We start from the raw sequence: 25,358 nt of genomic DNA, 5'->3' as shown, positions 1-25,358 counted from the left end.
CAAGTTGTGAAGCTGTCGCCAATCAGTCCTTGGCGGTGCCGCCCTTGCCCTTGGGGGCAGGGGAGGGCTTCAACGCGGCCAGCAAGCCGGCGTTTTGGGTCTTGGTGGCCTCCAGCTCGCCGCGCAGGGCTGCGGCTTCCTCGCGGGCTGTGGCGGCCTCTGTGCGGGCCTTGTCGCGCTCCGTCTCTGCCTTCGTCATGCGCTCGGCGGTGCGGTGGACTTCCTCGGCCGCGCGCTTGCGCTGGTCGGCGTGGGCCTGCTCGGCGGCCTCGGCCTTGGCCGTGACGCCGGCAAGAGCGGCTTGCGCCTTGGCTGTCTCGCCCTGGGCGGCGGCTAGCCGGTCGCCCAGCTCGGCGCGCAGCTCGGCCGCTCGGCGTTCGATTTCCTCGGCCCGCTGCTTGGCAAGGACGGCGTCCTGCTCGGCGGCCAGCCGGGCGCGGCGCGTCTCGTCCAGCTCCTGGGCCATCGCCTGGGCGGCCTCGGCTGCGGCCGTGGCTTGGCGTTCCAGCTCGGCAATGCGAGCCTGGGCGGCTTCCAGCTCGCCGGCCTGGGCCTCGAAGGCTTCGGACTGCTCGGCCGATAGCTGGATCAGGTCGTTTTTCTCGGTTTCAAAGGCAACCTTGGCCGCGTCTAGCGACTCGTTCGCCAGTTGCTGCGCCGTTTCCCAAAGGCTTTGCCCGGCAGTCTGCAAGACGCCGTGCAGCTCCACCGGCAACGGTTCGCGCACGGCCTGAACCTGCTTGCGCTGGTTCTGCCGCCATTCCTTCATCGCCTCCACGACGCTGTTCATGCTCGCGCGGCTCTCTTGGCGCACGGCCTCCACGCTGGGGAAGTCGCCGGACTGGCTGGCCGCGTGCAGGGCGTCGGCGGCGGCAAAAATGCGTTCTCTGACTTCTTGGGACAAGGCCATTTGTCGGCTCCTTTCGATAAGAATAAGAGTAATAATACTATTATTATTACTATGGCACAAGGGAAAAAAAGGGCCGGTGCTGGCCGGCCGTGTGGTCACTGGTCGGCGCGGATGCGTTCAAGCATCGGCAGCAGGCGGCCAGCGTCGGCGCGGCCTTCGGGCTGGCGAGCGTAGGCCGGCACGTTCAGCAGCAGGCGGGCACGGTGCAGGATGTCGAACAGATCGAACGGCGAAGCGTAGCGGCCTGGGCCGGCAATCAGGTCATCGACGGGCAGCGCGTGGCCGTCATTGATGGCGCGCAGGGCGGAAGCGCCCGCGTCCAGTGCCTGTTGTGGTGTGGGTCACTTGCCCGCCAGATAGCGGCGGGCTTCGCGCAGTGCGTCGGCGATCCGGCGCACGCGGCATTCAAGGGCCGAATGCTGCGCGGCCAGTCGGTCGTATTGCTCGGCGCGCACGATGCCGGCGCGGGCCTCCTCGATCTTGGCCGCATCGCATCCGATGTAGTCGCGGCGGCGCGGCTCGCCGTTCTTCTGTGGGTACAGCAGATAGAAGTATTTCGGCTGACCATCGGCCCCCTTGCGCCAATGCTCGGTTGCGTAGATCAAGCCCGCCTTTTTCAGCGAAGCCATGCCGGCGACAACCTCGGCAATCTCGCCTTCCAAGGCGTCGATCAGGCCGGGCACGTCGGCCGCCAGCTTCGCCAGCTCGGCCGTGTGGTTCTTCTTCGTTGCCATTCTTTAGCCTTCAAGTAGGGCGCTTTTCGCTGCCGCCAGCATCACGGCCAGCGTGACGGTTCCAGCCATCGCCACCAGAAAAGCCAGGACGAAAAACTGGACGTACACAAGCCCGGCACCGACTGCCATCACGGCGCGAAGGATGCGAACGGCAAGGCTCACGATCAGGTCATCTAAGAATTTCATGGCTGGTTCTCCCGGTGGGGCCTAGCCGGTTTTACCGGGCTAGGCTTGGTCTTTACAACTATCCAAATTATACAATCTTGGCTATTGCGCGTCACCAATTTTGGCAACATTCAACCGCTCTAAAACTTGCTTTCCTGCCCAGATTCCGGCGTTGTTCAACTGCCGAACCCATGCGCCCCTGCTCGGCGACCACTTGAAGGCTTCGCGTTTCAAAATGGCGCGGGTGGCCTCGTCCGGCTTGCCGTCGAAAACGAACATCACGCGGTTTTCGGTGGTGTCCTCGCGGTAGGTGAAGCCATCGCCTGCGCGCTCCACGTCGGCCCGCTGGCTGCGCTTTTCCAGCTCGGCAATGCGGCCCTTGATGCGGGTCATGTTGGCGTTGTTATTCGACAGGGCATAGCCTGGGAAACCGACACGGCCGCAGAAGTCCGGCTTCACTGCCTCGGCGGCCTGCGCTTCGGTCAAGCCAAAGGCCACCAGTGCGGCAACCTGCGTTTCCGGTGTTTTGTTGCCCCGAATGGCCTTGTTCGCGGCCTTCATCAGCTCTTGCGACTTCTCGGCGCTCGCCAGCTCGGCGCGCAGCTTCTTGATGGCGTCCGGGTCATCGCTGGAAATGCCACCCGTGCCCACGCTCGCGGCCTTCTGTGCGTAGTGTGCGGCCTTGTCCTGGGCGGCAAAGGCTTTGCCGAAGGTGTTGTGAATCCGGTTCCGATAGTTGCGGTCGCGGGTTTCGCTGTGGTGCCCGACAAGGATCGGTTGCCCGAAGGGGATCACCTCGGCCATGCTGCGCGCCCGGCCATACAGTGCCCGGCTTTCGTCCTGGGCCTTGCTCGCCCGCGCTTCGTACCGCTCACGCCTGGCTTCGATGCGCGCCTCGTAAGCGTTCAGTTCGCGCGGTTCATCGGCTGCTGTTGACTTGGCCTGCTCAACAATGGCCACGGCTTGCGCTGCTGCCTCGGGTGCTGCGGTTTCGTCGGCCACTCTTGCCTTGTCGTCGGTCGGCTCGCCTCCGATTTCCTCGGTCTGCGATACATGAAAAACGGTCGTGGTCTTGACCTTCTTTACCGGCACTTCGTCGCCCGTCTCGCGGTCTTTCTTGGTGCAGGGAATCACGGTCACAATCTTGACGCCATGCTGTCCCTTCTTCACCACGCGGCCCAGCGCCTTCCACGCATTGAAGGTAAACACGTTCACGCGCGGTTCAACGTCGGCCATGTCGATGCCCATCGCGGCGAACCCGTCGAAGATCGCTTGATAGTTCGCAAGGCTTTCACCAGACACGGCATTTTTAAGGGCTTTCTGTTGCATCTCGGCCTTCGGTTTTTGGCTGTTGAACCTTGCTTTGCTAGATGCTTGAGCCGGCTTTTGAATTTGTGTTTGGTGTGTCATGTCGGTATCCGCCTTTCGTTGTGTGAACTTGCTTCGCTGAGTGCCTGTCGCCGTGTAGCCCGTAGGTGGGCCGGACAGGACGGCGCGGAAAGGGAGAAACCGGAAGCCGCAGCGCAAGGGAGCGCAGCGAGTGCGAACGGGTGAGGATTTCAGGGCGCAGCCCGGCCCTTGGAGAGATGGCATGGCTGGACTACCGTTTAGGGCAGGCGAAAGGTATTCAGCGAAGCCGCACAACCCGCAGCAAGGCGGCCTGGACATGACTACGGCCTAATTCAGCTTTAGCTGAAACACCAAAAGGCGCCAGCATAGTCTGGCGCCTACTTTAGTGGGAAATTAATATCTAAAAATAATCTGTGAAGTAAAGGGCTTTGGCCCTTTACTTCACAGAATTCCTCGTTCTGCGAACGAGAGAGTTTTAGTACCGGCCACAATAATGTGGTCGAGTACATTAATATCAATAAGGGCCAACGCCTTTTGCAGTTGGCTTGTTAGACGTTTATCAGCTTCGCTTGGCGAAGCGTCTCCACTCGGATGATTGTGGGTGAAAATTAGTGCAGAGGCGTTAAGCCGAAGCGCTGTTTTCACGACCTCGCGCGGGTAAACGGACGCGGCGTTAATAGTTCCACTAAACATTTCTTTGTAGTCGATGAGTCGATGCCGACTATCGACGAAAATAACGCCGAAAATTTCGTGCTCTATACCAGCCAATTTGGCGATCAGAAAGTCTTTAACCGCTTGCGGACTGCTAAATTCTTGGCCCACTCGGGCCAATGAATCTGCCGCCGTTCGTGCGGCGGCGAGTATTTGTGAAGGCGATGCCAGGCTATAGGAGCCATGTGAATCCCGAACGTACAGTGTATTATCGTCGTCGATGTTATCGAATGAAAGTTGCAGTTGTTGCATGTGAAACTCCGGTTGAACATCGGGCGGATTGCCCTCAAACCGAAAGTGTCATGCAGCAGCGCAAGTATCAAGGGTGGAACGGATGACTAATCCGCAAGCGTAGCGCAGCCCTTGAAACTGAGAACTGCGTGATAAAATTGAGGTAATAGGCAAGTCAAAAAACCGCATAGCGCGTCCGAAAGGGATTGACGCCGACTGGTCGAGACAAGCTCTTAGCGAAGGCTCGATGCGAAGCACGAAAGCCCGTCCCTTGGTTTCAAGGGTGAGCAATAGAATTCAGCTATTTATCACAGATTCAGGTGCGACGTTCATCTTCAAAGCCAATTTGATCTTGCATTGAAAATTCATGATTGTATATTATTTATATCTTGTGAAAATTTTTCAGCAGCTTGGGACCCATAAATTGAGCGGTACAACGCCAGAGTATCTTGCAGGGATGATTTAGCTCGCAGTTGAAGCTCGCTCAAAACACAATCCGTTTTCTGCGCGTTTAGAAGATCGCTAACAGACGACTGCTTAACTGTATAAAAGGTTTGGTTTATAAAATCTGACATGGCGAATCCTCTTTATTTATGAAAATCAGAAGCCAAAACTATTTTGTGGCGACTTTGACTTAAAAGCGACATGCGGAGGGCTTGGGAAAAGCACCAGACCAATAACACTATCTAAAACTTTTGCTTGCGGATAAATGATAAGTACATTTTTTAATTCTCGCAGAAAAGCACGCTTAAAATCGCGCAAGCCTTGCTCAGTCATGGCATAGCCAGACCCAAATTGACCTGCTAGAGCCACCCAAGGAATTGTTGTCCGTTTTGAAAGGTAGCTCATGCGGTAGGTCAGCCAGACGTAAATATCGAGAGCAAGCGGAGACTGGCGAAGTCCACGCACGGCCCGCATGTCAAATGGCAATACATGGTCGATACACTCTTTGAAAAACGGCTCTGACAGCATCAGCGACGATTGCCATTGGCCGGCATCCTCCGGGTTTTGTGGCGTCCACCAGTCCACTTTGTCAGCAAGCAGCACGTTTTGCAGCACGAAAGAATCTTTTCCCTCGTAGTGGCAGGAAATGACGGAACTGAACAAGGTTGTCATGGCGTGCTTCAAGCGCGTAATGTCGCCTCGTTTGCCACCTGTGTTGTGCAAGCCTAGCTCGGCTAGATATGAGGCCAGGTTGTTGCCAAGTGATAGAACGCGCTCGCGTCTCTGAGCAACTTCGGTACAAACCCAAGTCAGAAGCAGCCGGGGGAGGGTGCCGAAAGGAAGCCCAAGCGGATGCGCGGTCATCATAGTTAAGGTGAAGTCGCCGTTACGGCGAACGAAACGAAAATCGCCGCTCTTGCGATGAGGCAAGGTCGCAATGGCAAGGGAGCGGGTCATAAAGCCAAGAGTGCCGGCGCTCTTGGCGTCCTGGGCCTCGATGGCAAGGTGCGTTTCGATCAGCTCGCGCACGCGCTCCGGTATTTCGCCGTTTCGGTAGTCGAAGACTGCCGACATGGGCACCATCGCGCCCGGCGAACTGAGTTCGTCGCGTTTGGTGCCACGCCGGGCCGTTTTGCGGGCCGTGGCGGGCTTCTCTGGCTCGGCGGGTGCTGCCGGTGCGGCGGCTGGCTTCGCCGCCTCTGGCGGCGCTGGCTGGGCCTTCTTAAGGCCCGCGCGCACTAGGTCTTCTGTGTACGCGGCTTCATCGAATGTGGTAGTCTTAGCGGAAGTCATTGAACCCGTCCCTTTAAGTGGTTTGATGGCAAAAGCCGGCAGATTCGCCCATCTGCTGGCTTTTTTCTTTGGCTATCCGGATTTGGCTGTGTTTGATCCATTAGAGCTTGCCTGACTCGATCAGCTCGGCCAGTGTGGTCCGGCGCTAACCCCGTCGGGCTTTTCTTTTGTCGCACGGCTTCGCAACTCCAGAATCGCCACGAAACAGGCCAGTGATCCGCAAACCAATGCGCCAAACACCGCCACACACATGACGACGCTGGCAGCGCGAACCTCATTGCCAAACAGGGGTACCGTTGCGGCACCCATCAAGCTCGGAGCCATGCTTCCGGCGAATGCTAAGAGCAGTGCGACCACAATAAAATTGAAAGCGATACTCATGTAAGTCTCTCCTGTAACCGGATTCCGCTGCGGCTAAACACACTCAAATCCGGATAGCCTTTTCTTTTTAGCGGCCGGCGCGCTGCGATTCGTGGGTGAAGAACACCCAAAACAGGGTTCCCAGGAACCACGCCAGCGGCAAGCCGATGGCGGCATACAGCGACAACGAAGCCCAGCGCGGCAAGAACCAATCGGCCGCGAACATGGGCACCAGCAGCAGGCCCAGCGACACCACGACGGGCAAATGCTCGGTCTTTCGGCAGTAGGCCGAAACCGCCTCGATCACCAGCATGGCGTAGGCTTTCCAGATTTCGTAAATGCGGGACATGGAACCTCCTGTGACGTGAAAAAAAGTGCGTTGCATCATCGGTCGCGGCCGGCATCGGGCGCGGTGCGCTCCGGTTGCGTGGGCTGCTTTTCTTTGGCTTGGGCCGCCGATTCACGGCCCTGGTGAAAATCCGCCGTTTCCCCCGCGTTCAAGCGGTTCTGAACGTGGCTCATGACCGACTGAATGCCGGCCTCCTGTGCGTCGGGCTTGCCCGGCATCTTCGATGCGAAGTAGGCCGCTGCCGCGTGCATCGTCTTGTATGCCTCTTGCAGCTCGGGATGCTCCTTCAACGCTTCCCGTTCGCTCAACTGCTCGAAGGCCACGGCGCGGCTCGGCCGTACTGCATCGCGCAGCAGGTCGGGCAAGGCCCGGTTGCCTTCTAGCCTGTCCTGTGTGTGCAGGATTTTGCGCATGGTGTTTTCGTGTTGAACGTGCGGCCTTGCCAGCTCGATCACGCTGCGGTCGCGGGCGATGTAGAGCAGATCGCGCCCGACATCGCTACGGCCGAACCTCTCCCAATCGAGTTCATAGCCGGCTTCCTTGGCAAGCTGCTTGGTGAAGGTGCGAAGCGTGCGGCTGTTGCCGTCGCTGAACGGGTGAACATAGTCCAGCTCGGCGTAAATCTTGGCGAGCCGCGCCGTGAATTCGGGCGTCTTCAAGCCGCGCAGCTCGTCGGGCTTGGCACCTTCAAGCGCCTTGTCGAGTCGAGCCGTGGCGGCCTCGTCCATGCGCGAGTAGGCGACATAGAACGGGCCTTCCACGGTCGATAGGCCGCGCTGCTTCATCCAGTCCAAGCCATCGGCAACCGGCTTGCGAAACTCGCCCGGCGTCACGTCATCGAAGCCAGCGCCCGGCAAGTCCTGGAAGATGCGGCGATTGACCTCCTTCAAGTGGGCGGCGTCGAAGTTGCCACGCACCGGGTCTAGCTCAAGCTCGACAATCCGCTTGAACGTGTAATCGGCTTCGAGCTGCTGCCGCTGCTCGGCCGTCAGCGCATTAGCGGCCGTGGGCTTGTTCTGCATCGGGCTTCACCTGAACAAAATCGGTAAGCTGGATGTCGCCCTTGATGAATTGACGTGCGCCCGTCTCGGCGGCCTTGGAAGGCTTGAAGCCTTCCAGCCCCAGGGACGAACGCGCGAAGTTCACGGCGGCTTCACGGCGGCGGCTCTCGGCCGGGGAAATGGCATCGTTGGCCGGGCTGTGGCCGTGTTTGCGCGACTGGTTGACATAGGCCCGCATGAATTCGCGCAGCACCTGGGCGGCGGGGCGGTCTTCCCTCAAAGCGGCGTCGGAAAACTCCGTGCGCAATTCCGGCTCAACCCGGAACGTCATTTGCACTTCTTTGGACATGTTGTGTACCTCTTTCAAAAAATGGCAATTTGGTTTATAAGCCAGCCTCTATTTTAATGCATGTGCATTGTATTGTCAATGCACATGCATGGCTATTTAGGGTGGCTAACAACAAGGTAGCCAATTTAGATTGGGCTTTGAATTTTTAGCCTGGTCGCCTACAATTGGACAAGATGGCTATACCCAAATTGACCAAGGGGCAGGACATGACCAACGAACGACAGCCGACCGTCGAGGTCAAGGCGTCCAGCTCGGCCGCGCCGGTCAAGGTGGCCCGCATCTACATGCGGGTCAGCACCGACGCGCAGGACTTGGCCCGGCAAGAGGCCATCGTCACGTCGGCCAGGGCGGCGGGCTTCTACGTCGCCGGCATCTACCGGGAAAAGGCTTCGGGCGCTCGCGCGGATCGCGTCGAGCTGCTGCGCATGATTGGCGATCTGCAACCCGGTGAAGCTGTGGTTGCCGAGAAAATCGACCGCATCAGCCGCTTGCCGCTGGAAGACGCCGAAAAACTGGTGGCCTCGATCCGCGCCAAGGGCGCGCGTCTGGCGGTGCCGGGCATCATCGACCTGGGCGAACTGGCGGCCAGCGCGCAGGGCGTGGCCCGCATCGTTCTTGAGTCGGTGCAAGACATGCTCTTGAAGCTGGCCTTGCAAATGGCGCATGACGACTACGAAGACCGGCGCGAACGCCAGCGCCAGGGCATCGCACTGGCGAAGGCGGCGGGCCGCTACGCCGGCCGTCCACCAGACACGGCCATGCACGAACGCATCGCAGCACTGCGAGCGGGCGGCAACAGCATCGCGGAAACCGCGAAGCTGGCCGGGTGCAGTCAAAGCCAAGTCAAGCTCGTGTGCGCGATGCTGCGAGCGAAGGATGGCGACAGATGGCGATCCATATAAGCGCGCTAAATGCGAACTTGCGCGCCATAGGTCGCGGAAACCGCGTCTGCAAAAATATCCGCCATCACTTCCTCCAATCGACGTAAGACGGGCGAATCACGATGTTCGGATTGAACATCAGGCCGCGCGGGGTGACGTTGACGCCCAGCGAACCCGAAACGGGCAGGCCGCCAATGTTGTGCATCCGGTAGCCGGTGCCTCCGTAGTAGTACGGGCCGCCGTTCGTGGCGCAGCCACTGAGAACGGCCAGCAGCAGCGGCAGGGCGATCATGCGCAGGGTCTTCATGGTGGTTGCTCCTGGGCTAAAGCGCGCCTTGGCCGGGCTGCCAGTCCGTCATATCGACGGTGACAACCCGAAAGCCGATGTCGCGCAGCAATTTAAGGGCGGTGCCGGGGTCGCTGAAAGCGCGGGCCGTGGTGTCCGAATGACGCACCAAAACAACCCGGTCGCCGCCTTTCGTGTCGGCCACGGCGTGAAAGCGTTTGCCGGTCGCAACGACTCGCGCGGCGGCTAAGCCGCCCGCGTGAAACGTCGTGCGAAGCTGTTCAAGGGTCATCGACTGCATGGCGCTATTCACTCGGTCGGGTTCACGGTTTCAACGATCAAATCCGCCAGCTCGGCGGTGAAGGTCGCGGGCTTGCCGGTGGCGCTCTCGAAGGCTCCCAGCTCCCACGACAGGGGCGCGGCGGTGCTGCCGTTCAAGTTGTCTTCCATGACGCCAAGGCACTCCATGCGGCACGCCTCGGCGTTCACGTCGGGCCGCGCCTGGGCGGCCAGGAACGCGGCGAAACGCTCCGCGCCGGCCGGGGTGAAGTCGTGTATCTGCTGATAGGTTTCCATCGTCTTGCCTCCTGATTGGGTTAGCGGCGCGACACGGACAAATCCGCGTCGGTCTTGATGTTCTCGGCTTCGGACAGCAGGGCGGCAATGCGGCCCTTGATGGCCTCGATCTGCTTGCGGCGCTCGTTGTTCATGGGTCCAGCTCCTTACCAAATTGCCCGTTGTGTGATTCCATTATATACAATCTTGGTATATGAAAACACACAAACGCGGCTTTATTTTTGTCTAAACGTGGCGGGCGGTTAGGCGTACCACGACACACTAAGCGGCCTGCCGTCCCACTTGCTGAGACTGCCGGGGGCCGACTTGCCACCAGTGAGGCAGTGCAGGCCAGCCGCGCGGTGCGTGGCCTCCTTGGCGGTCGCCTGAAACTGGCCGGGCTTCGCAATCGCCCTGCCGCTCATGCTGCCGGCCCCGCTCTCGGTGACTTCCTTTTCGATCTGGCGCACGACGGCCGACCGGCCAGACGGCACGCGGACAACCTCGAAAAAATCGACGTTGGTTTGCTCGTAACCCCAGCACGAATAAACGATGTCGCCCACGGCCAAGCCGTGCCCGGTTTCGCGGCGGGCGCGCTTCCAGTCCTCCGCCTCGGTCTGCTGCTTCACGAAGTCGGCAAGGTTCGCGTCCCGGCGTTCTTCGCTCGGGAACGCACAGAAGCGGGCGGGCTTGCTCTGGCGGCCCTTGTAAGCCACGAATGCCGGGCCTCGGTCGCTCTGGTAGCAGTAGGCGACGACGGCAGCGGCGGGGAACTCGCGGGTTTCAGCGTTGGCGGGAATGAAACGGGTCATGGTGTTGTCTCCAATCAAAGGGCGGTCAGGGCGGCAAACTTGGCGCGCAAGGCTTTCAGGCGTTCGATGTGTTCGGCGGTTCCTTCCTCGTTCGAGCAGTAATCGGCCTTGTCTTGAATCAGGTTCGCAAGCGCGTCGTCCAGCTCGGCCAGTTCATCCGCATTGAAGGAAACCGGCGCGGCCACCGGCTTGACGCTGTAGCCACAATCGCAAGAAGTCCGGGATTCATCGCGCGCCCAGCTCCCGGCCGCATAGCCGATCCCAATAGGGGCCACGCCCCCGCAGCTCTTGCAGATGTATCCGGGTTGGTTTTGGCTGTTGAACCTTGCTTTGCTAGATGCTTGAGCCGGCTTTTGAATTTGTGTTTGGTGTGTCATGTCGGTATCCGCCTTTCGTTGTGTGAACTTGCTTCGCTGAGTGCCTTTCGCCGTGAAGCCCGTAGGTGGGCCGGACAGGGCAGCGCGGAAAGGGAGAAACCGGAAGCCGCACGCGGAACGGAGCGCAGCGAGTACCGAACGGGTGAGGATTTCAGGGCTTGCCCGGCCCTTGGAGCGATGACATGGCTGGACTACCGTTTAGGGCAGGCGAAAGGTGGTCAGCGAAGCCGCACAACCCGCTGCAAGGCGGCCTGGACGTGACCACAGCCTAATTCAGCGGGAACCGCTGGAACAGGCGGGCAGCGCCCGCCTTGGGGTGTTCAAGGGCGTAAGCCCGGTGGCAGTCTCGGAACGAGTCTGCCGGTGGTGCCTGGAACGCGGCGATTCATCGCGGCGTGCATGGATGGTGACAACAGATCCGCCGTCGCCGGCGGGATCTGTCACCAAGGCTTCGGGCCTGGGGTGTTGGTGACGCGGCCGCGTCCTCGATCGCTGGTTTCTGTCACCACGCCGGCCCGGCTCTTTTGGTGACAAAAAGGAGCTGGCCAGGTCGCCGCGTTGTCTCCAAGTCCGGTGACGTGAGCGGGAGTCAGGGCATGTGGATTTGTGGACAATCCGGCGCGGCCGGATTCCGGGCTAACCGCTACGCGGTTCCCTGGTGACAGGGCGATGGACAACCGCAAGCGGTTGCCCACACCCTGCCAACAGGTCGCCCGTTGCCCACAATCTCCACAAGCCGCAACTACTATTTTTGATAGCTCATCAAGGCAGAAAACCGCAGACCACGGATGTCAGGCCGGCGTCAAGGAATTGATGCCGTCATTGGTGACAGAAATCAGGTTCTTGTCGTCTTTTGGTCGCCAAAACGCTATAATTTGGCGACAGGAAGGGGCGGCCCGGGCGGTCATTTTGTCGCCAAGCCGCCACCAAGCGCGCGGAGTCGCGCAACGAGAGGGATTGAAGCCCGAAGGGGTCGAGACTTGGGACAAGGCTCGATGCGTAGCACGAAAGCCCGTACCCGACAAGGCCGGGGCGAGCATGATTCATCAGCCTTGCAACAATTTTTCGACCGGATTACTTATGAACGACTACCAAAATACATCGTTTTGGCTTTAAAATAGGATGCTTTCAGACATGACCGCACCCAACGACAGGACACACATGAACCGAACCCCATGTAGTCCCGCCAACAGCATTTTGGAGGGCGATCTAGAACTGGCCGTGCAACAGCAGACGTTGAAAAAACTGACCATCGCTGAAACACCGGACGGCTTCTATGTCGTAGCTCAATTGAAATGGGCGGGAAACAAAGAGTGGTATCTGACTACTCGCCGCGAACGCGAGCAACCCAGGCTTTTCAAGGACTTGAAGCGCCTGAACGATCACTTGAAAACGGCCTATCCCACGGACAGCGTAGAGATTTTACGAAACCAACAGTTACCGCCACAAGGCGAGACAGCGGCACCAGTGGCCCCCGAACCACAACCTGCAACGAAGGGCAAGAAGACTACCAAAAAAGGTGATCTATGATTACCAAGATATGATATTATGGTTCCCGTCAAGATGTGACGAATTGGAGACGGAACCATGTTGGAATTTCTGGCACTCGCGCAAGAGTGCGCCCCGACGGTAGCGCCGCAGACTATGGCGGCCCTCGTCAACGTCGAGTCGAGCTATAACCCCTACGCCATCGGCGTTGTCGGCGGACGGCTCGCTCGGCAACCCAAGAACCGGGAAGAAGCCGTAGCGACTGCGCAGCAGCTCGAAACGGATGGTTGGAACTTCTCGCTGGGCGTGGCGCAGGTCAACCGCTACAACCTGTCGAAGCACCAAATCACCTACGAACAAGCGTTCGACGCTTGCACCAGTCTCCGGGTCGGCTCGAAAATTCTCGAAGACTGCTATGTGCGTGCCTCCAAGCGCACGCCTGAGCCTCAAGCCGCGTTGCACGCGGCTTTCTCCTGCTACTACTCGGGGAACTTCACTCGCGGCTTCAAGCCCGACGTGGCCGGCAAGCCCAGCTACGTGCAAAAGGTGCTTGCCAGCGCCGGGGTGCAGCCGAAGGCCATCCCCGTAGTTCCGTCGATCCAGACGGGCAACGGCCCCAAGCCGCAGTTTGACAAGGCGGCCGGCGCAGCGGCCCCGGCTGCTCTCAAAGCTCAACCTACGCAACCGGCTGCATTGCCTTCGGACGTGGCCGGCAAGCCCAGCTACGTGCAAAAGGTGCTTACCAGCGCCGGGGTGCAGCCGAAGGCCATCCCCGTAGTTCCGTCGATCCAGACGGGCAGCGGCCCCAAGCCGCAGTTTGACAAGGCGGCCGGCGCAGCGGCCCCGGCTGCTCTCAAAGCTCAACCTACGCAACCGGCTGCATTGCCTTCGGACAATGCGCCGGTTTTGCTTCGTCCGAAAACTGCCGACAGCGGGGCGGCGAAGCTGCAACCGTTGGCGACTGGCGCAGCGCCTGGCCAGCCCGAAGGTGTCGCCAATGAAGCACCGGCCGACAAGCCAGCGCCCGCCAGCTCGGCCATCGTGTTCTAAGGGGGATGTATGAAATTGATGGTGGTTGAAAGCCCGAACAAAATCAAAAAGTTGGAATCCATTCTCGGCAGCGATTGGAAGGTCATGGCAAGTGTGGGCCACATCCGCGACTTGCCGCACAATGACCTGGGCATCGAGCAACCGGGCTTCACGCTGAACTATGAGTTCATCCCGCCCGCGACGGTGCAGGGCCGCACCTTTCCTGGTGGCGAAGAACGGGTTGCCCGCATCCGCAAGGAAGCGCGCAACGCTGAAATGGTGTACCTCGCCAGCGACCCAGATCGTGAAGGCGAAGCCATCGCGTGGCACCTGAAAGAAACGCTCGGCCTGGACGAATCGGAGTACATGCGCGTCACCTTCGACGCCATCACGCCCGACGTGATTCGGGCGGCGCTGAACAAGGCCCGCAAGATCGACTATGACCTTGTTCATGCCCAGGAAGCGCGCCGCGCCCTGGATCGCATGTATGGCTATCTGGTGTCGCCGCTGCTCTCCGACATGCTGGGCATGTCGCTGTCGGCCGGCCGGGTGCAAAGCCCGGCCGTGCGCCTTGTAGTCGATCAGGAACGCCGCATCAAGGCGTTCAAGAAGACAAGCCATTTCGGCGCGTCTGTGGCCTTTGATGGCGAGTCCTGGCAAGCCGAATGGAACACCAAGCCGTTCATCAGCGAAGACAAGCCCTATGTGCTGGACGAAGCCCTTGCGAGCCGCGCGGCGGCCTGCCGCCAGTTCCGTGTAACGGAGTCGGACAGCGGCCCGGCGAAGCAGTCGCCGCCGTCGCCGTTCTCCACGTCCTTGCTGCTGCAAGCGGCAAGCGTGAGCCTGAAACTTGACCCGGAAGTGACGGCGAAGCTCGCGCAAAAGCTGTTTGAACAGGGCGTGATTACCTACATCCGCACCGACAGCGTGAATTTCAGCGACGAAGCAAACGCGGAGATTCGCAGCTTCGCCCAGGGCAAGGGCTGGGCGCTGCCCGACCAGCCGCGCAAGTTCAAGGCGAAGGGCGACGCGCAAGAGGCGCACGAAGCCATCCGGCCGACACACTTCGAGGTCGAAGAAGCCGGCGAAGATGACAAGCAACGCGCGCTCTATCGCCTGATCTGGCAACGGTCGGTTGCCTCGCAACTGGCCGATGCCAAGTACAAGGTGAACACCGTCACGCTGGAAGCCACGGACGGCGCGGAAACTTTCGAGTTCAAGGCCAAGGGCCGCGTGCTGGTTGAACCCGGTTGGCGCGTCCTGACCGCCAAGGATGCCGTGCAAGACGACGAAGGCGGCGACGACGACGCCAGCGGCGGCAAGGTGCCCATGCTCGATGTCGGATCGGCGAAGCAAGCCGACTCGGGCAAGCTGCTGCGCAAGGAAACGAAGCCGCCTTCTCGCTTCACCAAGGCCAGCTTGATTGCCAAGCTGGAAGCGGAAGGGGTAGGGCGGCCGTCCACCTACCCGGCGATCATGCAAAACATCATGTCCAAGGGTTACTTGGGCGAAGTGAAGCGGTTCCTTGAACCCACGGAAACCGGCGTGCTGCTGGTCGATCAGTTGGTGAAGGCTGAGTTCGCCTTCATCGAACTGGCCTTCACGCGCGGCCTGGAAGAAGAACTTGACGTGATTGCCGATGGCAATTGCGGCTATGTCGAGGTGGTCGAACCCGCGTTCGTCCAGTTGCAGGCCGATATTGAGGCCGTAGGCAGCAGCGGGGCCATGAAGCCACGCTTCCCTTGCCCGAAGTGCGAAAGCGGCCTACGGCGCTTCTCGCCGGCCGGCAAGACGCCGTTCTGGTGCTGCACGAATGCGGAGTGCAAGACCTTCATGGACGACGTGGACAACAAGCCCGTCGAGCGCAAAACCTACGCCTGCACGACGTGCGGCACCGGCACCATGCGCCGCTTCAAGCGCAAGACGGGCGGCGGCTTCCTGTGGGCCTGCTCAACCGAAGGTTGCAAGCACTTCATGGACGACGACAAGGGCAAGCCCGTCGAACCCACGGTGCATACCTGCCCGAAGTGCAAGACGGCCCCCTTGCGCCGCTACCAGAAGAAGGACAAGGAAACCGGCAAGCCGAAGGGCGGCTTCGGCTGGTTCTGCATTGGTGAAGACTGCAAGACGTTCTTGGACGATGAAAAGGGCAAGCCCGTCGCCGTGAAGACGGCCCCATGCCCGGCCTGCGGCAAGCCGATGTATCGGCGCAAGGGGGAGTACGGCTACTGGTGGGGATGCAGCGGCTTCAAGGACGGCTGCAAGACCATCATGGATGACGACAAGGGCAAGCCCGTCAAACGCGCAGCGAAGAAAGCCGTCACCAAGAAAGCATAAATTTGCTTGCCAAGATGGTATATTTTGGCGGCGACTGTCGTATAATGTGGGGAACGCAATCAGGGGGAGCCATCGACCATGCAATGAGACGGACACGACTTTCAAACCCGGTATGCGGGCCGGACAACCCGCCAACACTGACTAACAATTTTTGGAGTTTCGACATGCAAGCAACGATCAACAACAACAGCACCGCCAAGGCGCTTTCCATCATGGCCGTGTTCCTGGTCCTGGCTCTCATGGCCGCCGAACCTGCGTTCGCGCAAGGTGGCTTGGACAAGGTGAACACCTTCGTGGAAAACGTGCTGGTCGTCCTGCGCGGTATCTCGATTGGCGTCGTCACCATCGCCATCATGTGGGCCGGCTACAAGTTCCTGTTCAAGCACGCCGACATGGCCGAGTGCGGCAAGATTCTGGCCGGCGGCCTCCTGATTGGTGGCGCGGCCGAGCTGGCCGGCTACCTCCTGAGCTAAGGGAAGGGGCGGCTATGTCGGCACCAATGGAAGAATTTGACCCGCGCGATCCGCTCTTTAAGGGTTGCACGCGGCCGGCGATGATGTTCGGCGTGCCATTGGTGCCGCTGGCCGCTGTCTCGGTCGTGGTCATCCTCCTGAGCGTTTGGACGACGATCTTCTTCGCCGCAACGCTCGTCCCCATTGTTTTGACGATGCGGCAAATCGCCAAGTCTGACGATCAGCAGTTCAGGCTCTTGGGCCTGAAACTGCTGTTTCGCGGAGTCAACTACAACCACAACGCGAAGTTCTGGAAGGCGTCGGCCTACAGCCCTTTCGCGTTCAAGAAACGCAAGTGAGGCGATATGTCTGCACAACCCAAATATCTCAAGCAAGTCAGCAATGAAAGGGCGGTCGCGCCCTTTGTTCCGTACAGCAGTCACGTTTCGCCGAATACCCTAGTCACCAAAGACGGTGACTTTCTGCGCATCTGGAAACTGAGCGGCATCAGTTTCGAGACGGCCGACGCGGAAGATATGCTGCTGCGCAAGGATCAACTGAACACGTTGTTCCGCTCCATCGGGTCGAACCACGTCGCGCTGTGGTCGCACAACCTGCGCCGCCAGACTTCGGACAGGCTGGTTTCGACCTTTGAAAGCAACTTCTGCCGCGACTTCGACAAGAAGTATTTCGACAGCTTCGCCGGCTATCGAATGATGGCGAACGAGCTGTATTTGACGGTCGTTTATCGCCCCATGCCCTCGCGCATGGACAAGGCGATGGCGAAGACGGCCCGGCGTTCGCACGCGGAAATCATGAACGATCAGCGCGCGGCAATCCGCAAGCTGGATGAAGTGGCCTATCAGATCGAATCCAGCTTGCGCCGCTACGGCCTGGAAGAACTGACCACCTACGAAGAACATGACAGCTTCGGCAGCACCATCACCTACTCGCATGCGCTGACGTTCCTGAACTTCCTCATTTCTGGCGAATGGCAGAAAGTGCGCGTGCCCACGGCACCGCTGAATGAATACCTGGGCACCGCCTGGGTGTTCGTCGGCACCGAGACGATTGAAATCCGCTCGCCGACCAAAACCCGCTATGCGCAGTGCGTGGACTTCAAGGACTACACCGCGCACACGGAGCCGGGTATTTTGAACGGCCTCATGTACGAGGATTACGAGTACGTCGTCACGCAGTCCTATAGCTTCATGCAGAAGCGCCAGGGCAAAGAGTTTCTGGAAAAGCAAATGAAGCAGCTCCAGAACACGGAAGACGGCAGCGCAACGCAGATTGCGCAAATGAAGACCGCTATCGACCAGCTCATTCAGGGCGAATTCACGATGGGCGAATATCACTATTCGCTCATGATCTTTGGCGACTCGGTGGAAAAGGTGCGTCGCAACACCACGTCGGCCATGACGATCATTCAGGATCGCGGTTTTCTGGCCGCCCTGGTAGCGACGGCGACCGATTCGGCGTTCTACGCCCAATTGCCCTGCAATTGGAGCTACCGGCCGCGCATTGCTGGCTTGACCAGCAAGAATTTCGCCGGCCTGTCGAGCTTCCACAACTTCACGGCGGGCAAGCGCGACGGCAACCCCTGGGGCGATGCCGTCACGCTGTTCAAGACGCCTTCGGGCCAGCCGCTGTACTTCAATTTCCACTACTCGAAGGGTGACGAAGACAGCTTCGATAAGAAGCTGCTCGGCAATACCCGCATGATCGGCCAGTCCGGCGCGGGTAAGACCGTGATGCTGAACGCGCTGCTGGTCGAGTCGCAGAAATTCAAGGCCAACGCGCCGATGGGTTTCACGACGGTTTTCTTCGACAAGGACGAAGGCGCGAAGCTGTGCATCAAGGCCATCGGCGGCAAGTACCTTTCGGTGAAGAACGGCAAGCCGACCGGCTTCCAGCCCATGCAAATGGAGCCTACGGAAGACAACATCCTGTTCCTTGAAAAGCTGATTAAGGTTCTGGTGTCGGGCGAACACAACCGCGTCACGACGACGGATGAACACCGGATCAGCCATGCCGTGCGTACCGTCATGCGGATGCCTCGCCAGCTTCGCCGGCTCTCTACCGTGCTTCAAAACATGACCGAAGGCACGGACAAGGAAGACCGCGAAAACAGCGTGGCGAAGCGCCTTTCGCGGTGGTGCTACGACGACGGCCGGGGCAAGCAAGGCCCGCTCGCTTGGGTGCTGGACTGCCCGAACGATGAAATCGACTTCACCACGCATAGCAACTACGGCTTCGACGGCACGGACTTCTTGGACAACGCCGACGTTCGCACGCCCATTTCGATGTACCTGCTGCATCGCATGGATACCGTCATTGACGGCCGCCGCTTCATGTACTTCATGGATGAAGCGTGGAAGTGGGTCGATGACGAAGCGTTCTCGGAGTTCGCCGGCAACAAGCAATTGACCATTCGGAAGCAGAACGGCCTGGGCGTGTTCGCTACGCAAATGCCCAGCAGTTTGTTGAAGTCGAAAATCGCATCCTCCCTGGTACAACAGGTGGCGACGGAAATCTACCTTCCCAATCCGAAGGCGGACTTCCACGAATACACCGAAGGGTTCAAATGCTCGGTCGCGGAGTTTGAAATCATCCGCAACATGGGCGAGGAAAGCCGGATGTTCCTTATCAAGCAAGGCCACACGTCCATGATTGGGCGTCTTGATCTTGGCGGTTTTGATGATGAACTGGCTATTTTGTCGGGCAGTCTCGATAACAACGAACTGCTGGATGAAGTCATTTCCGAAGTTGGCGACAACCCGGACGATTGGCTTCCAGTGTTCCATAAACGCCGCAAGGCGCGCGTGGCGTCTTCAAAACTTCAACTGGTGAGGTAACCACTCTATGAAAAGGATTCTTCTCGGCGTCACGCTGTCGGCGCTCATGTCTTCTGCGGCCTTCGCGCAAATCCCCGTCACTGACGGGGCATCCATCGCGCAACAGGCCGCGGCGCAAATCGAAACGATTGCGAAGTGGAAGATGCAGTATGACCAGATGATGAGCCAGATCCAGCAGGCCAAGCAGCAATATGAATCGCTGACTGGCTCGCGCGGCTTGGGCACTATCATGAACAATCCCGCGCTGCGGGATTACCTGCCGGGTGACTGGCAGGGCGTCTATGACGCCGTGAAAAACGGCGGCTATGACGGCCTGAGCGGCACGGCCAAGGCCGTGTACGACGCCAACAAGATTTTCGATAGCTGCGAGCGCGTCAGCTCGGGCGAGCAGCGCAAGGCGTGCGAAGCGCGGGCCGTGAAAGCATCGCAGGACAAGGGCTTTGCCCTGGACGCCTACGACAAGGCAAAGAGCCGGATCAACCAGATTGACCAGCTCATGGGCCAAATCAACGCGACAAGCGATCCGAAGGCCATCGCAGAACTGCAAGGCCGGATCGCCGCTGAACAGGCGAACATCCAGAACGAGCAAACCAAGTTGCAGCTCTACGCGATGGTCGCGGCGGCCGAAGAAAAGGTGCAGGCCCAGCGCCAACGCGAGATTCAGGCCAAGACTTGGGCGGCCAAGAAGCCGATTCAGGTTCAGCCACTGACTTTTAACTGAGCATTGGCGACAGGAGCCGCGCCACCTGGTGCGGCTTCTGTCACCATAACCCGATGACGATGGGCAGCACGCCCGCTGTCCCCACATAGGAGATTCACCGAATGAAAAAACTTACCGTTTTGCTGGTTGTAGCGGGCGCGCTGTCGATGTTGGCCGGCTGCAAAGAGGACAAGCCGGCAGCGCCGGCCGAAGTCGTTCAAACTGTGGACTGGTACAAGGCCCACAAGACCGAACGCGCCGAAGTCCTGGCGAAGTGCAAGGCGAATCCCGGCGAGCTGGCCGCCACGCCCAATTGCGTGAACGCGAGCCGCGCCGATTCGTCCTCGACATGGAGCGCGAAGGGCGGCGGCATCAGCCCGGTCAAGCCATTGACGGCTGACGACATCAACAAGAAATAGGAGGGGACAGCATGGACCCGATGGTTTTTCAATTCATTGGCGAGACGGTCAAGAACGCAACGGATGCGTTCATTCAACCGGCTGCGTCCAGCCTCATATTCGCCCTGCAAATAGTCGTGCTGACAGGGGTAACGCTCTACATCACCATGACCGGCTATGCGATTTCGACGGGTGCCATCGAATCGCCGTTTTGGACGTTCGTGAAGCAGTGCTTGAAGATCATCATCATTGCGTTCTTCGCCTTGACCGCTGACGGCTACATCAGCGGCGTAATGAGCGCCATTAACGGCCTGGAAGGCGGCTTGTCGCAGGCGATGAATTCCAGCGGCAGCGCTCCGATGAACATCTATCAAGTCCTCGATCAGTCGATGGGCAAGGGCTTCGAGCTGGTCGGCATCTGCTTCCAGCGCGCCGACGAAGCCGGCTGGAATTTCGGCTCTGTCCTGGGCTGGGCCATCGCCGGTATCGTGGTGGCCGCTGGCACGGTGCTGGTCGCCATGCTCGGCGGCGCGGTCGTCATTGTGGCGAAGTTCTCGCTTGCGGTGATGTTCGCCCTTGGGCCGCTGTTCATCGTGGCCTTGATGTTCCCGGCCACGGCCCGGTTCTTCGATAGCTGGTTCTCCCAGGTCATGAACTACGTTCTGACCATCGTCATCATGGCAATCGTGATGACGTTCGCCATGAAGGCATACGATGCCTTCATTGCCGGCGCGGACTTCTCCGGCGACGGGGACAGCAACCCGATGTTTGCGGCCCTGCAAATCGGCGCGCTGACCGGCGTTCTGTGCTGGATCATCCTGCAAGCGGGCGGCATGGCCTCCGGGCTGGCCGGTGGCGTCTCGATGGCGGCTATGGGCATCCGGCACCTGATGTCGCCGGTATCGGGCGGCCTGAACGCCGCCAAGACGGCAGGCAACATCGTCAACCCGATGACCACGCGGCGCGACATGCAATCGGGGATGATGGTCACGGCTCGGCGGGCAAACCATCTGGTCGCGGGGAACACGATGTGGAACCCGGCCTATCGGCAGCACGTCATGCAGAACATGGGCAAGAACTGGGGCAAAGCCACTGGCGGTTCTGTCAAGCAATAAGGGCAAAACGGCCGTCCTGTTTCACCGAAAACAGGGCGGCTTTTTTTCGCCCGACGATAACCAAGATAGGGCACTTTGGCCGCAAAGATAGTATAATCTGGCCTGCACCTGTCAACATCAATGAAGGACTCCGCTCATGAAGCAAGCATTTGTCGTCTTGTTGGTCGTCGCCCTGGCGGGATGCGCGACTAACAAAGCGGTCTTGCCTTCTCTCGAAGGCAAGCCCCGCATCAAGATCAACCAGCAAGCGCCCGTTCCTGCGGCTCCTGCACCAGTCACCAACGAAACCAAAGGGGAGTAACAAGCATGTTCGGAAAGAAACCTCGGGTGGAAACGCCCACTGATGAAAAGCCTGTCTTCGAGCAGGCAATCAATTGGGAGTCCTCGCGGGTGCTCTCCGTTGAAAAATCCGAACGCCGGGCATGGCGCGTTGCTTTCGCTTCGGTAGGCATTGCCGTCCTGGCAATCGCGGCCATCGCCATGATGATGCCGCTCAAAGAGTCGGTGCCCTACGTCATCCGCGTGGACAACGCCACGGGCGTTCCCGACATCGTGACGGCCATCACCGACAAGGCGGTGACGGGCGATGAAGTCATGGACAAATACTGGCTCGCCCAATACGTGCGCGCCCGCGAAACCTACGACTGGTACACGCTGCAACGCGACTACAACACGGTCGGCCTGCTGTCCTCGCCGAACGTCGGACAGGGCTATGCCCAGCTCTTTGAAGGCAAAGACGCCCTGGACAAGACCTATGGCAAGACGGTTCGCGCAACGGTCGAAATCCTGAGCGTGGTTCCGACCGGCAAGAACACCGGCACCGTTCGTTTCATCAAGACGACGAAGCGCGTCGATCAGGAAGGCGCACCGGGCACCGTGACGAAGTGGGTCGCCACGGTGGCTTATGAGTATCGCAGCACGGCACTTATCAAGGAAAGCGCCCGACTGGTGAACCCCTTCGGCTTTCAGGTGCTGACCTACCGCGTTGACCCTGAAATGGTGGGGAGCGTCGAATGAAGCGACTCGCACTGATTCTTGCGCTCTCGGCGGCCTTCGGTGCCGCCCACGCGGCCGATGTGCCGCAAGGCTCGAAGTTCGACAAACGCATCCAGTACGTGAACTACAACCCCGGCGACGTGGTTGTAGTTCGCGCAGTGGCTGGCCTCGGTGCCCGCGTCGTATTCGCCCCTGGCGAAACGATTCTGGATGTGGCCTCGGGCTTTACTCAAGGCTGGGAATTCTCGGATCGCCGGAACATCCTCTACATCAAGCCGAAGTCTGTCGTCGTCGGCCAGGGCGTGCCGGCAATGGCCCCGGAAGCGGGGAAGTGGGACACCAACTTGATGGTGACAACGAACCTGCGCATGTACGACATCGACTTGCATTTGCTGCCCAGCAACAACAGCCGCAAAGCGCCTCCGAACCGTGTCGCTTACCGCGTCGAGTACAGGTATCCGGCCGACGAACTGGCGGCGGCAAAGGCGCTGGCCGAAAAGCATCGCGCGCAAGCCAAGCTCGATGTCAAGCCCGAGCCTCGTAACTGGAACTACTCGATGCAGATCGGGGATGCGTCGGAAAACATCGCGCCGACGATGGCCTATGACGACGGCCGTTTCACCTACTTGAAGTTCCCGAACAACCGGGACTTCCCTTCGGCGTTCTTGGTGGCTGCTGATAAGACGGAAAGCCTTGTGAACAGCCATATCGACCCGGCCGTGCCGGACACGTTGGTTCTGCAACGTGTGTCGAAGGAAATGGTTCTGCGCCTCGGCAACGCGGTTGTGGGTATCTACAACGACAGCTTCGACCCTGACGGCGTGCCAGCCAATCAAGGCACGACGGTTCCGGGCGTGAAGCGCGTCATCAAAGCCGGGGAGATCAACTAATGAGCAACCAAAACACTACGGAACAGGCCGTTGACTCGTTGCCGGGCGAAGAACGCGGCATGCCCAGCGTCAACGAAACCGGGCCATCGACGGCCAAGCGCGGCTTGATCGTCATCGTTCTGCTGCTGATCCTGTGCGCCGCTGGCGGCGTCGGATACTGGAAGTACAAGAAGAACGCGGCCAAGGCCAATGAGGCGGCAGCGCAAAAGAGCTTGCAGCTCTCAAGTGCCGTTCCAGCTCGCACGTTCCAAGAACCGCCAGCGCCGAAGGAACCGCCGCCCCTGCCGGGCGCTGCGCCCGTTGTGCCGGCTCCTGCGGGTGCTGCCCCTATTGCGGTAGCTCCGGCCCTTCCTGGCGCGTCTAACGGCCCTGTGGCGGCCAATGGCAAGCCCGTTCCGGCCCTGGACAAGTCCGGTTCGTCACTCATGGCTATTTCGGCCAAGTCGAGCGCGGGCGGCGGCGATGGTGCCCAGCCCGGCGCGGGTGCCGGCACTGGCAGCGGCGGCGACCTCGGCGCTTCGGGTGGCATGGCGGAAATGCTTACTTCGACGCGGACAGGCACGCCCAAGGCCGGGATGCTCGGCAACCGCAACTTCATCTTGGCGAAGGGCAGCTTCATCGACTGCGCCCTGCAAACGCGCCTGGATTCGACCGTGCCCGGCATGACGGCCTGCGTCATTACGCGCAACATCTACAGCGACAACGGCAAGGTGCTGCTGATCGAACGCGGTTCGACCGTGACGGGCGAATACAAGGCCAACATGCGCCAGGGCATGGCCCGCATCTTCGTGCTGTGGAGCCGGATCAAGACGCCGAACGGTGTCGTCATCCCCCTGGACTCGCCCGGCACCGACCAGCTCGGCGGCGGCGGTGTTCCCGGCTACATCGACAACCACTTTTGGCAACGCTTCGGCGGTGCGCTCATGTTGAGCTTGGTTGACGACGTGGCACGCGGGCTGACCTCCAACACCGGCAGCGGGGGCAACAGCCAGTTCAATTTCAACAGCACTGGCGAGGCCACCCAAAACATGGCGGCGGAAGCGTTGAAAAACACCATCAACATTCCGCCAACCCTCTACAAAAACCAAGGCGAGCAAGTCGGTATCTACGTTGCCCGCGACTTGGACTTTTCGAGTGTTTACGATGTCGCAGCGCAATAACAGCAACGAATACATCGCTTCCATTGACCGGGCCGCCTCGGTCAATTACCACCTTGAATTTGCCAAGGAGTGGATGGAAGACCCGACCATCACGGAAATTTGCGTGAACCGGCCGTTTGAGGTTTTCTGCGAGCGGCAAAACGTATGGGAGCGGCACGAAGTGCCGGGCCTGACGCAAGATCACTTGCTGTCACTGGCGACGGCCACGGCCAAGTTTTCCAGCAACGACGTTTCGGAAAACCGGCCGATTCTCTCGGCCATCATGCCGGGCGGGGAGCGCGTGCAAATCGTGCTGCCGCCCGCGTGCGAGCATGGAACGGTGTCGGTCACGATCCGCAAGCCGTCGTTCAGCATCCGCACGCTGGACGACTACGACAAGCAAGGCTTCTTCAAGCACATCAAGCCACTGACCGGCGACTTGACGGAGCAAGAAACGGAGTTGGTGCGACTCAAGGAAGACGGCAACTACATCGAGTTCCTGCGCCGGGCCGTCCAGCTCGAAAAAGTCATCGTGGTGGCTGGTGAAACCGGCTCGGGCAAGACGACGTTCATGAAGGCGCTGATGCAGGAAATTCCGGCTGACCAGCGCATCATCACGATTGAAGACGTGCCCGAACTGTTCTTGCCAAGCCACCCGAACCACGTCCACCTGTTCTATCCCAGCGAAGCGAAGGAAGAAGACAACGCGCCGGTCACGGCAGCCGCGCTTCTGAAAAGCTGCCTGCGAATGAAGCCCACGCGCATCTTGCTTGCCGAGCTGCGCAGCGGCGAGACGTTCGACTTCATCAATGTGGCCGCCTCGGGCCACGGTGGCAGCATCACAAGCTGCCACGCCGGTTCCTGCGAACTGACGTTTGAACGTCTGGCATTGATGGTCTTGCAGAACCGCCAGGGCCGGACGCTGCCCTACGCGGTGATTCGACGGCTGCTGTATCTGGTGGTCGATGTCGTCGTGCATGTTCACAACGATCTTTCAGGCGGCGCGGGCCGGCACATTACCGAACTCTGGTATGACCCGATGATGAAGCGCACGCCGGCTCCGAAGGAATAAGAGGCATGCGGGCGAAGGCCATCAGCCAGGATCAGCGCGCCTTGTGCGCGCTGTTTGCGTTGGTGACAACGGATCT

The 25,358-nt window shown here is 59.8% G+C and carries 31 protein-coding genes; 16 read left to right on the top strand and 15 right to left on the bottom strand.

Features of this window, described 5'->3' with window-relative positions; genetic code table 11:
- Positions 1-22: 22 nt before the first annotated feature.
- The 6 genes from RV045_RS13800 to RV045_RS13775 all read right to left on the bottom strand — a co-directional run bounded on the left by RV045_RS13800 (position 23) and on the right by RV045_RS13775 (position 5,619).
- Positions 23-910, bottom strand: coding sequence for a DNA-binding protein (locus tag RV045_RS13800; RefSeq protein WP_423236375.1), 888 nt, complete (start codon positions 908-910; stop codon positions 23-25).
- Between the two features lie 341 nt (positions 911-1,251).
- Positions 1,252-1,644, bottom strand: a complete 393-nt coding sequence (locus tag RV045_RS13795; RefSeq protein WP_423236374.1) for a class III extradiol ring-cleavage dioxygenase family protein — start codon at positions 1,642-1,644, stop codon at positions 1,252-1,254.
- 3 nt (positions 1,645-1,647) lie between these two features.
- On the bottom strand, positions 1,648-1,830 hold the full coding sequence (locus RV045_RS13790) for a hypothetical protein (RefSeq protein ID WP_423236373.1): 183 nt from the start codon (positions 1,828-1,830) through the stop codon (positions 1,648-1,650).
- Between the two features lie 81 nt (positions 1,831-1,911).
- Positions 1,912-3,219, bottom strand: coding sequence for a DUF3560 domain-containing protein (locus tag RV045_RS13785; RefSeq protein WP_423236372.1), 1,308 nt, complete (start codon positions 3,217-3,219; stop codon positions 1,912-1,914).
- A 381-nt stretch (positions 3,220-3,600) separates the two neighbouring features.
- The gene (radC, locus tag RV045_RS13780) at positions 3,601-4,122 is read right to left on the bottom strand and encodes a RadC family protein (RefSeq protein WP_423236371.1); all 522 of its coding nucleotides are present in this window, start codon (positions 4,120-4,122) and stop codon (positions 3,601-3,603) included.
- A gap of 579 nt (positions 4,123-4,701) precedes the next feature.
- The gene (locus RV045_RS13775; protein ID WP_423236370.1) at positions 4,702-5,619 is read right to left on the bottom strand and encodes a replication protein RepA; all 918 of its coding nucleotides are present in this window, start codon (positions 5,617-5,619) and stop codon (positions 4,702-4,704) included.
- On the opposite strand from RV045_RS13775, the gene RV045_RS13770 reads away from it, so the two are divergent.
- On the top strand, positions 5,618-5,953 hold the full coding sequence (locus RV045_RS13770) for a hypothetical protein (protein ID WP_423236369.1): 336 nt from the start codon (positions 5,618-5,620) through the stop codon (positions 5,951-5,953). The two genes, RV045_RS13775 and RV045_RS13770, sit on opposite strands and share 2 nt — an antisense overlap.
- A 5-nt stretch (positions 5,954-5,958) precedes the next feature.
- On the opposite strand, the gene RV045_RS13765 is transcribed toward RV045_RS13770, so the two are convergent.
- The 4 genes from RV045_RS13765 to RV045_RS13750 all read right to left on the bottom strand — a co-directional run bounded on the left by RV045_RS13765 (position 5,959) and on the right by RV045_RS13750 (position 7,897).
- Entirely contained in the window at positions 5,959-6,219 is a 261-nt protein-coding gene (locus RV045_RS13765) for a hypothetical protein (protein WP_423236368.1), read from the bottom strand.
- Between the two features lie 67 nt (positions 6,220-6,286).
- Positions 6,287-6,547, bottom strand: coding sequence for a hypothetical protein (locus RV045_RS13760; protein ID WP_423236367.1), 261 nt, complete (start codon positions 6,545-6,547; stop codon positions 6,287-6,289).
- 35 nt (positions 6,548-6,582) lie between these two features.
- Entirely contained in the window at positions 6,583-7,569 is a 987-nt protein-coding gene (locus RV045_RS13755; RefSeq protein ID WP_423236366.1) for a Fic family protein, read from the bottom strand.
- Positions 7,544-7,897 carry an antitoxin VbhA family protein gene (locus tag RV045_RS13750; protein WP_423236365.1) on the bottom strand — a complete coding sequence of 118 codons (354 nt, stop codon included), beginning with the start codon at positions 7,895-7,897 and terminating at the stop codon, positions 7,544-7,546. The genes RV045_RS13755 and RV045_RS13750 overlap by 26 nt, the downstream gene beginning before the upstream one ends.
- Positions 7,898-8,103: 206 nt before the next feature.
- On the opposite strand from RV045_RS13750, the gene RV045_RS13745 reads away from it, so the two are divergent.
- On the top strand, positions 8,104-8,799 hold the full coding sequence (locus RV045_RS13745; protein ID WP_423236364.1) for a recombinase family protein: 696 nt from the start codon (positions 8,104-8,106) through the stop codon (positions 8,797-8,799).
- Between the two features lie 64 nt (positions 8,800-8,863).
- Here the strand turns inward: RV045_RS13745 and RV045_RS13740 are convergent, their stop codons facing one another.
- From RV045_RS13740 to RV045_RS13720, 5 genes are all read right to left on the bottom strand, one after another.
- Positions 8,864-9,085, bottom strand: a complete 222-nt coding sequence (locus RV045_RS13740) for a hypothetical protein (RefSeq protein WP_423236363.1) — start codon at positions 9,083-9,085, stop codon at positions 8,864-8,866.
- 16 nt (positions 9,086-9,101) lie between these two features.
- Complete coding sequence (locus tag RV045_RS13735) at positions 9,102-9,365, bottom strand: hypothetical protein (RefSeq protein WP_154048552.1); 264 nt, start codon at positions 9,363-9,365, stop codon at positions 9,102-9,104.
- Positions 9,366-9,373: 8 nt separating this feature from the next.
- The gene (locus RV045_RS13730; RefSeq protein WP_412473084.1) at positions 9,374-9,640 is read right to left on the bottom strand and encodes a hypothetical protein; all 267 of its coding nucleotides are present in this window, start codon (positions 9,638-9,640) and stop codon (positions 9,374-9,376) included.
- Positions 9,641-9,882: 242 nt separating this feature from the next.
- Complete coding sequence (locus RV045_RS13725) at positions 9,883-10,431, bottom strand: hypothetical protein (RefSeq protein ID WP_423236362.1); 549 nt, start codon at positions 10,429-10,431, stop codon at positions 9,883-9,885.
- 14 nt (positions 10,432-10,445) lie between these two features.
- Positions 10,446-10,808 carry a hypothetical protein gene (locus RV045_RS13720; protein ID WP_423236361.1) on the bottom strand — a complete coding sequence of 121 codons (363 nt, stop codon included), beginning with the start codon at positions 10,806-10,808 and terminating at the stop codon, positions 10,446-10,448.
- Between the two features lie 1,161 nt (positions 10,809-11,969).
- Here RV045_RS13720 and RV045_RS13715 point away from each other — a divergent pair.
- The 14 genes from RV045_RS13715 (at position 11,970) to virB11 (ending at position 25,282) form a co-directional block, all read left to right on the top strand.
- Positions 11,970-12,338, top strand: coding sequence for a hypothetical protein (locus RV045_RS13715; RefSeq protein ID WP_423236360.1), 369 nt, complete (start codon positions 11,970-11,972; stop codon positions 12,336-12,338).
- Between the two features lie 57 nt (positions 12,339-12,395).
- The gene (locus tag RV045_RS13710; protein WP_423236359.1) at positions 12,396-13,346 is read left to right on the top strand and encodes a lytic transglycosylase domain-containing protein; all 951 of its coding nucleotides are present in this window, start codon (positions 12,396-12,398) and stop codon (positions 13,344-13,346) included.
- Positions 13,347-13,355: 9 nt separating this feature from the next.
- On the top strand, positions 13,356-15,662 hold the full coding sequence (topA, locus tag RV045_RS13705; protein WP_423236358.1) for a type I DNA topoisomerase: 2,307 nt from the start codon (positions 13,356-13,358) through the stop codon (positions 15,660-15,662).
- A 164-nt stretch (positions 15,663-15,826) separates the two neighbouring features.
- The gene (locus RV045_RS13700; RefSeq protein ID WP_423236357.1) at positions 15,827-16,135 is read left to right on the top strand and encodes a TrbC/VirB2 family protein; all 309 of its coding nucleotides are present in this window, start codon (positions 15,827-15,829) and stop codon (positions 16,133-16,135) included.
- Positions 16,136-16,149: 14 nt separating this feature from the next.
- Positions 16,150-16,473 carry a VirB3 family type IV secretion system protein gene (locus tag RV045_RS13695; RefSeq protein WP_423236356.1) on the top strand — a complete coding sequence of 108 codons (324 nt, stop codon included), beginning with the start codon at positions 16,150-16,152 and terminating at the stop codon, positions 16,471-16,473.
- A 6-nt stretch (positions 16,474-16,479) separates the two neighbouring features.
- Positions 16,480-18,972 (top strand): VirB4 family type IV secretion/conjugal transfer ATPase, encoded by a 2,493-nt coding sequence (locus RV045_RS13690; protein WP_423236355.1) that lies wholly within the window; start codon positions 16,480-16,482, stop codon positions 18,970-18,972.
- Positions 18,973-18,979: 7 nt separating this feature from the next.
- Positions 18,980-19,693 (top strand): P-type DNA transfer protein VirB5, encoded by a 714-nt coding sequence (gene virB5, locus RV045_RS13685; RefSeq protein ID WP_423236354.1) that lies wholly within the window; start codon positions 18,980-18,982, stop codon positions 19,691-19,693.
- A gap of 101 nt (positions 19,694-19,794) precedes the next feature.
- The gene (locus RV045_RS13680) at positions 19,795-20,091 is read left to right on the top strand and encodes an EexN family lipoprotein (RefSeq protein WP_423236353.1); all 297 of its coding nucleotides are present in this window, start codon (positions 19,795-19,797) and stop codon (positions 20,089-20,091) included.
- An 11-nt stretch (positions 20,092-20,102) separates the two neighbouring features.
- Positions 20,103-21,185: a TrbL/VirB6 family protein gene (locus RV045_RS13675; protein WP_423236352.1), complete on the top strand. Its 1,083-nt coding sequence runs from the start codon at positions 20,103-20,105 to the stop codon at positions 21,183-21,185.
- A gap of 136 nt (positions 21,186-21,321) precedes the next feature.
- Positions 21,322-21,486 carry a hypothetical protein gene (locus tag RV045_RS13670; RefSeq protein ID WP_423236351.1) on the top strand — a complete coding sequence of 55 codons (165 nt, stop codon included), beginning with the start codon at positions 21,322-21,324 and terminating at the stop codon, positions 21,484-21,486.
- A gap of 26 nt (positions 21,487-21,512) precedes the next feature.
- Entirely contained in the window at positions 21,513-22,202 is a 690-nt protein-coding gene (locus tag RV045_RS13665) for a VirB8 family type IV secretion system protein (protein WP_423236350.1), read from the top strand.
- Positions 22,199-23,071, top strand: a complete 873-nt coding sequence (gene virB9 / locus RV045_RS13660) for a P-type conjugative transfer protein VirB9 (protein WP_423236349.1) — start codon at positions 22,199-22,201, stop codon at positions 23,069-23,071. Before RV045_RS13665 ends, virB9 begins: the two co-directional genes overlap by 4 nt.
- The gene (gene virB10, locus RV045_RS13655; RefSeq protein ID WP_423236348.1) at positions 23,071-24,231 is read left to right on the top strand and encodes a type IV secretion system protein VirB10; all 1,161 of its coding nucleotides are present in this window, start codon (positions 23,071-23,073) and stop codon (positions 24,229-24,231) included. Before virB9 ends, virB10 begins: the two co-directional genes overlap by 1 nt.
- Positions 24,215-25,282, top strand: a complete 1,068-nt coding sequence (gene virB11, locus RV045_RS13650; RefSeq protein WP_423236347.1) for a P-type DNA transfer ATPase VirB11 — start codon at positions 24,215-24,217, stop codon at positions 25,280-25,282. Before virB10 ends, virB11 begins: the two co-directional genes overlap by 17 nt.
- Positions 25,283-25,358: the final 76 nt, after the last annotated feature.

It is taken from the genome of Amphibiibacter pelophylacis (assembly GCF_037688875.1).
Lineage (GTDB): Bacteria > Pseudomonadota > Gammaproteobacteria > Burkholderiales > Burkholderiaceae_C > Amphibiibacter > Amphibiibacter pelophylacis.
The sequence above is the reverse complement of the archived record's forward strand: the minus strand, read 5'-3'. Positions and strand labels throughout refer to the sequence as shown.

Excerpts from the sequence above, each read along its gene's own strand:
- RV045_RS13800 (WP_423236375.1), bottom strand. The coding sequence starts at position 910 with ATGGCCTTGTCCCAAGAAGTCAGAGAACGCATTTTTGCCGCCGCCGAC.
- RV045_RS13795 (WP_423236374.1), bottom strand. The coding sequence starts at position 1,644 with ATGGCAACGAAGAAGAACCACACGGCCGAGCTGGCGAAGCTGGCGGCC.
- RV045_RS13790 (WP_423236373.1), bottom strand. The coding sequence starts at position 1,830 with ATGAAATTCTTAGATGACCTGATCGTGAGCCTTGCCGTTCGCATCCTT.
- RV045_RS13785 (WP_423236372.1), bottom strand. The coding sequence starts at position 3,219 with ATGACACACCAAACACAAATTCAAAAGCCGGCTCAAGCATCTAGCAAA.
- radC (WP_423236371.1), bottom strand. The coding sequence starts at position 4,122 with ATGCAACAACTGCAACTTTCATTCGATAACATCGACGACGATAATACA.
- RV045_RS13770 (WP_423236369.1), top strand. The coding sequence starts at position 5,618 with ATGGGCACCATCGCGCCCGGCGAACTGAGTTCGTCGCGTTTGGTGCCA.
- RV045_RS13775 (WP_423236370.1), bottom strand. The coding sequence starts at position 5,619 with ATGTCGGCAGTCTTCGACTACCGAAACGGCGAAATACCGGAGCGCGTG.
- RV045_RS13765 (WP_423236368.1), bottom strand. The coding sequence starts at position 6,219 with ATGAGTATCGCTTTCAATTTTATTGTGGTCGCACTGCTCTTAGCATTC.
- RV045_RS13760 (WP_423236367.1), bottom strand. The coding sequence starts at position 6,547 with ATGTCCCGCATTTACGAAATCTGGAAAGCCTACGCCATGCTGGTGATC.
- RV045_RS13755 (WP_423236366.1), bottom strand. The coding sequence starts at position 7,569 with ATGCAGAACAAGCCCACGGCCGCTAATGCGCTGACGGCCGAGCAGCGG.
- RV045_RS13750 (WP_423236365.1), bottom strand. The coding sequence starts at position 7,897 with ATGTCCAAAGAAGTGCAAATGACGTTCCGGGTTGAGCCGGAATTGCGC.
- RV045_RS13745 (WP_423236364.1), top strand. The coding sequence starts at position 8,104 with ATGACCAACGAACGACAGCCGACCGTCGAGGTCAAGGCGTCCAGCTCG.
- RV045_RS13740 (WP_423236363.1), bottom strand. The coding sequence starts at position 9,085 with ATGAAGACCCTGCGCATGATCGCCCTGCCGCTGCTGCTGGCCGTTCTC.
- RV045_RS13735 (WP_154048552.1), bottom strand. The coding sequence starts at position 9,365 with ATGCAGTCGATGACCCTTGAACAGCTTCGCACGACGTTTCACGCGGGC.
- RV045_RS13730 (WP_412473084.1), bottom strand. The coding sequence starts at position 9,640 with ATGGAAACCTATCAGCAGATACACGACTTCACCCCGGCCGGCGCGGAG.
- RV045_RS13725 (WP_423236362.1), bottom strand. The coding sequence starts at position 10,431 with ATGACCCGTTTCATTCCCGCCAACGCTGAAACCCGCGAGTTCCCCGCC.
- RV045_RS13720 (WP_423236361.1), bottom strand. The coding sequence starts at position 10,808 with ATGACACACCAAACACAAATTCAAAAGCCGGCTCAAGCATCTAGCAAA.
- RV045_RS13715 (WP_423236360.1), top strand. The coding sequence starts at position 11,970 with ATGAACCGAACCCCATGTAGTCCCGCCAACAGCATTTTGGAGGGCGAT.
- RV045_RS13710 (WP_423236359.1), top strand. The coding sequence starts at position 12,396 with ATGTTGGAATTTCTGGCACTCGCGCAAGAGTGCGCCCCGACGGTAGCG.
- topA (WP_423236358.1), top strand. The coding sequence starts at position 13,356 with ATGAAATTGATGGTGGTTGAAAGCCCGAACAAAATCAAAAAGTTGGAA.
- RV045_RS13700 (WP_423236357.1), top strand. The coding sequence starts at position 15,827 with ATGCAAGCAACGATCAACAACAACAGCACCGCCAAGGCGCTTTCCATC.
- RV045_RS13695 (WP_423236356.1), top strand. The coding sequence starts at position 16,150 with ATGTCGGCACCAATGGAAGAATTTGACCCGCGCGATCCGCTCTTTAAG.
- RV045_RS13690 (WP_423236355.1), top strand. The coding sequence starts at position 16,480 with ATGTCTGCACAACCCAAATATCTCAAGCAAGTCAGCAATGAAAGGGCG.
- virB5 (WP_423236354.1), top strand. The coding sequence starts at position 18,980 with ATGAAAAGGATTCTTCTCGGCGTCACGCTGTCGGCGCTCATGTCTTCT.
- RV045_RS13680 (WP_423236353.1), top strand. The coding sequence starts at position 19,795 with ATGAAAAAACTTACCGTTTTGCTGGTTGTAGCGGGCGCGCTGTCGATG.
- RV045_RS13675 (WP_423236352.1), top strand. The coding sequence starts at position 20,103 with ATGGACCCGATGGTTTTTCAATTCATTGGCGAGACGGTCAAGAACGCA.
- RV045_RS13670 (WP_423236351.1), top strand. The coding sequence starts at position 21,322 with ATGAAGCAAGCATTTGTCGTCTTGTTGGTCGTCGCCCTGGCGGGATGC.
- virB9 (WP_423236349.1), top strand. The coding sequence starts at position 22,199 with ATGAAGCGACTCGCACTGATTCTTGCGCTCTCGGCGGCCTTCGGTGCC.
- virB10 (WP_423236348.1), top strand. The coding sequence starts at position 23,071 with ATGAGCAACCAAAACACTACGGAACAGGCCGTTGACTCGTTGCCGGGC.
- virB11 (WP_423236347.1), top strand. The coding sequence starts at position 24,215 with ATGTCGCAGCGCAATAACAGCAACGAATACATCGCTTCCATTGACCGG.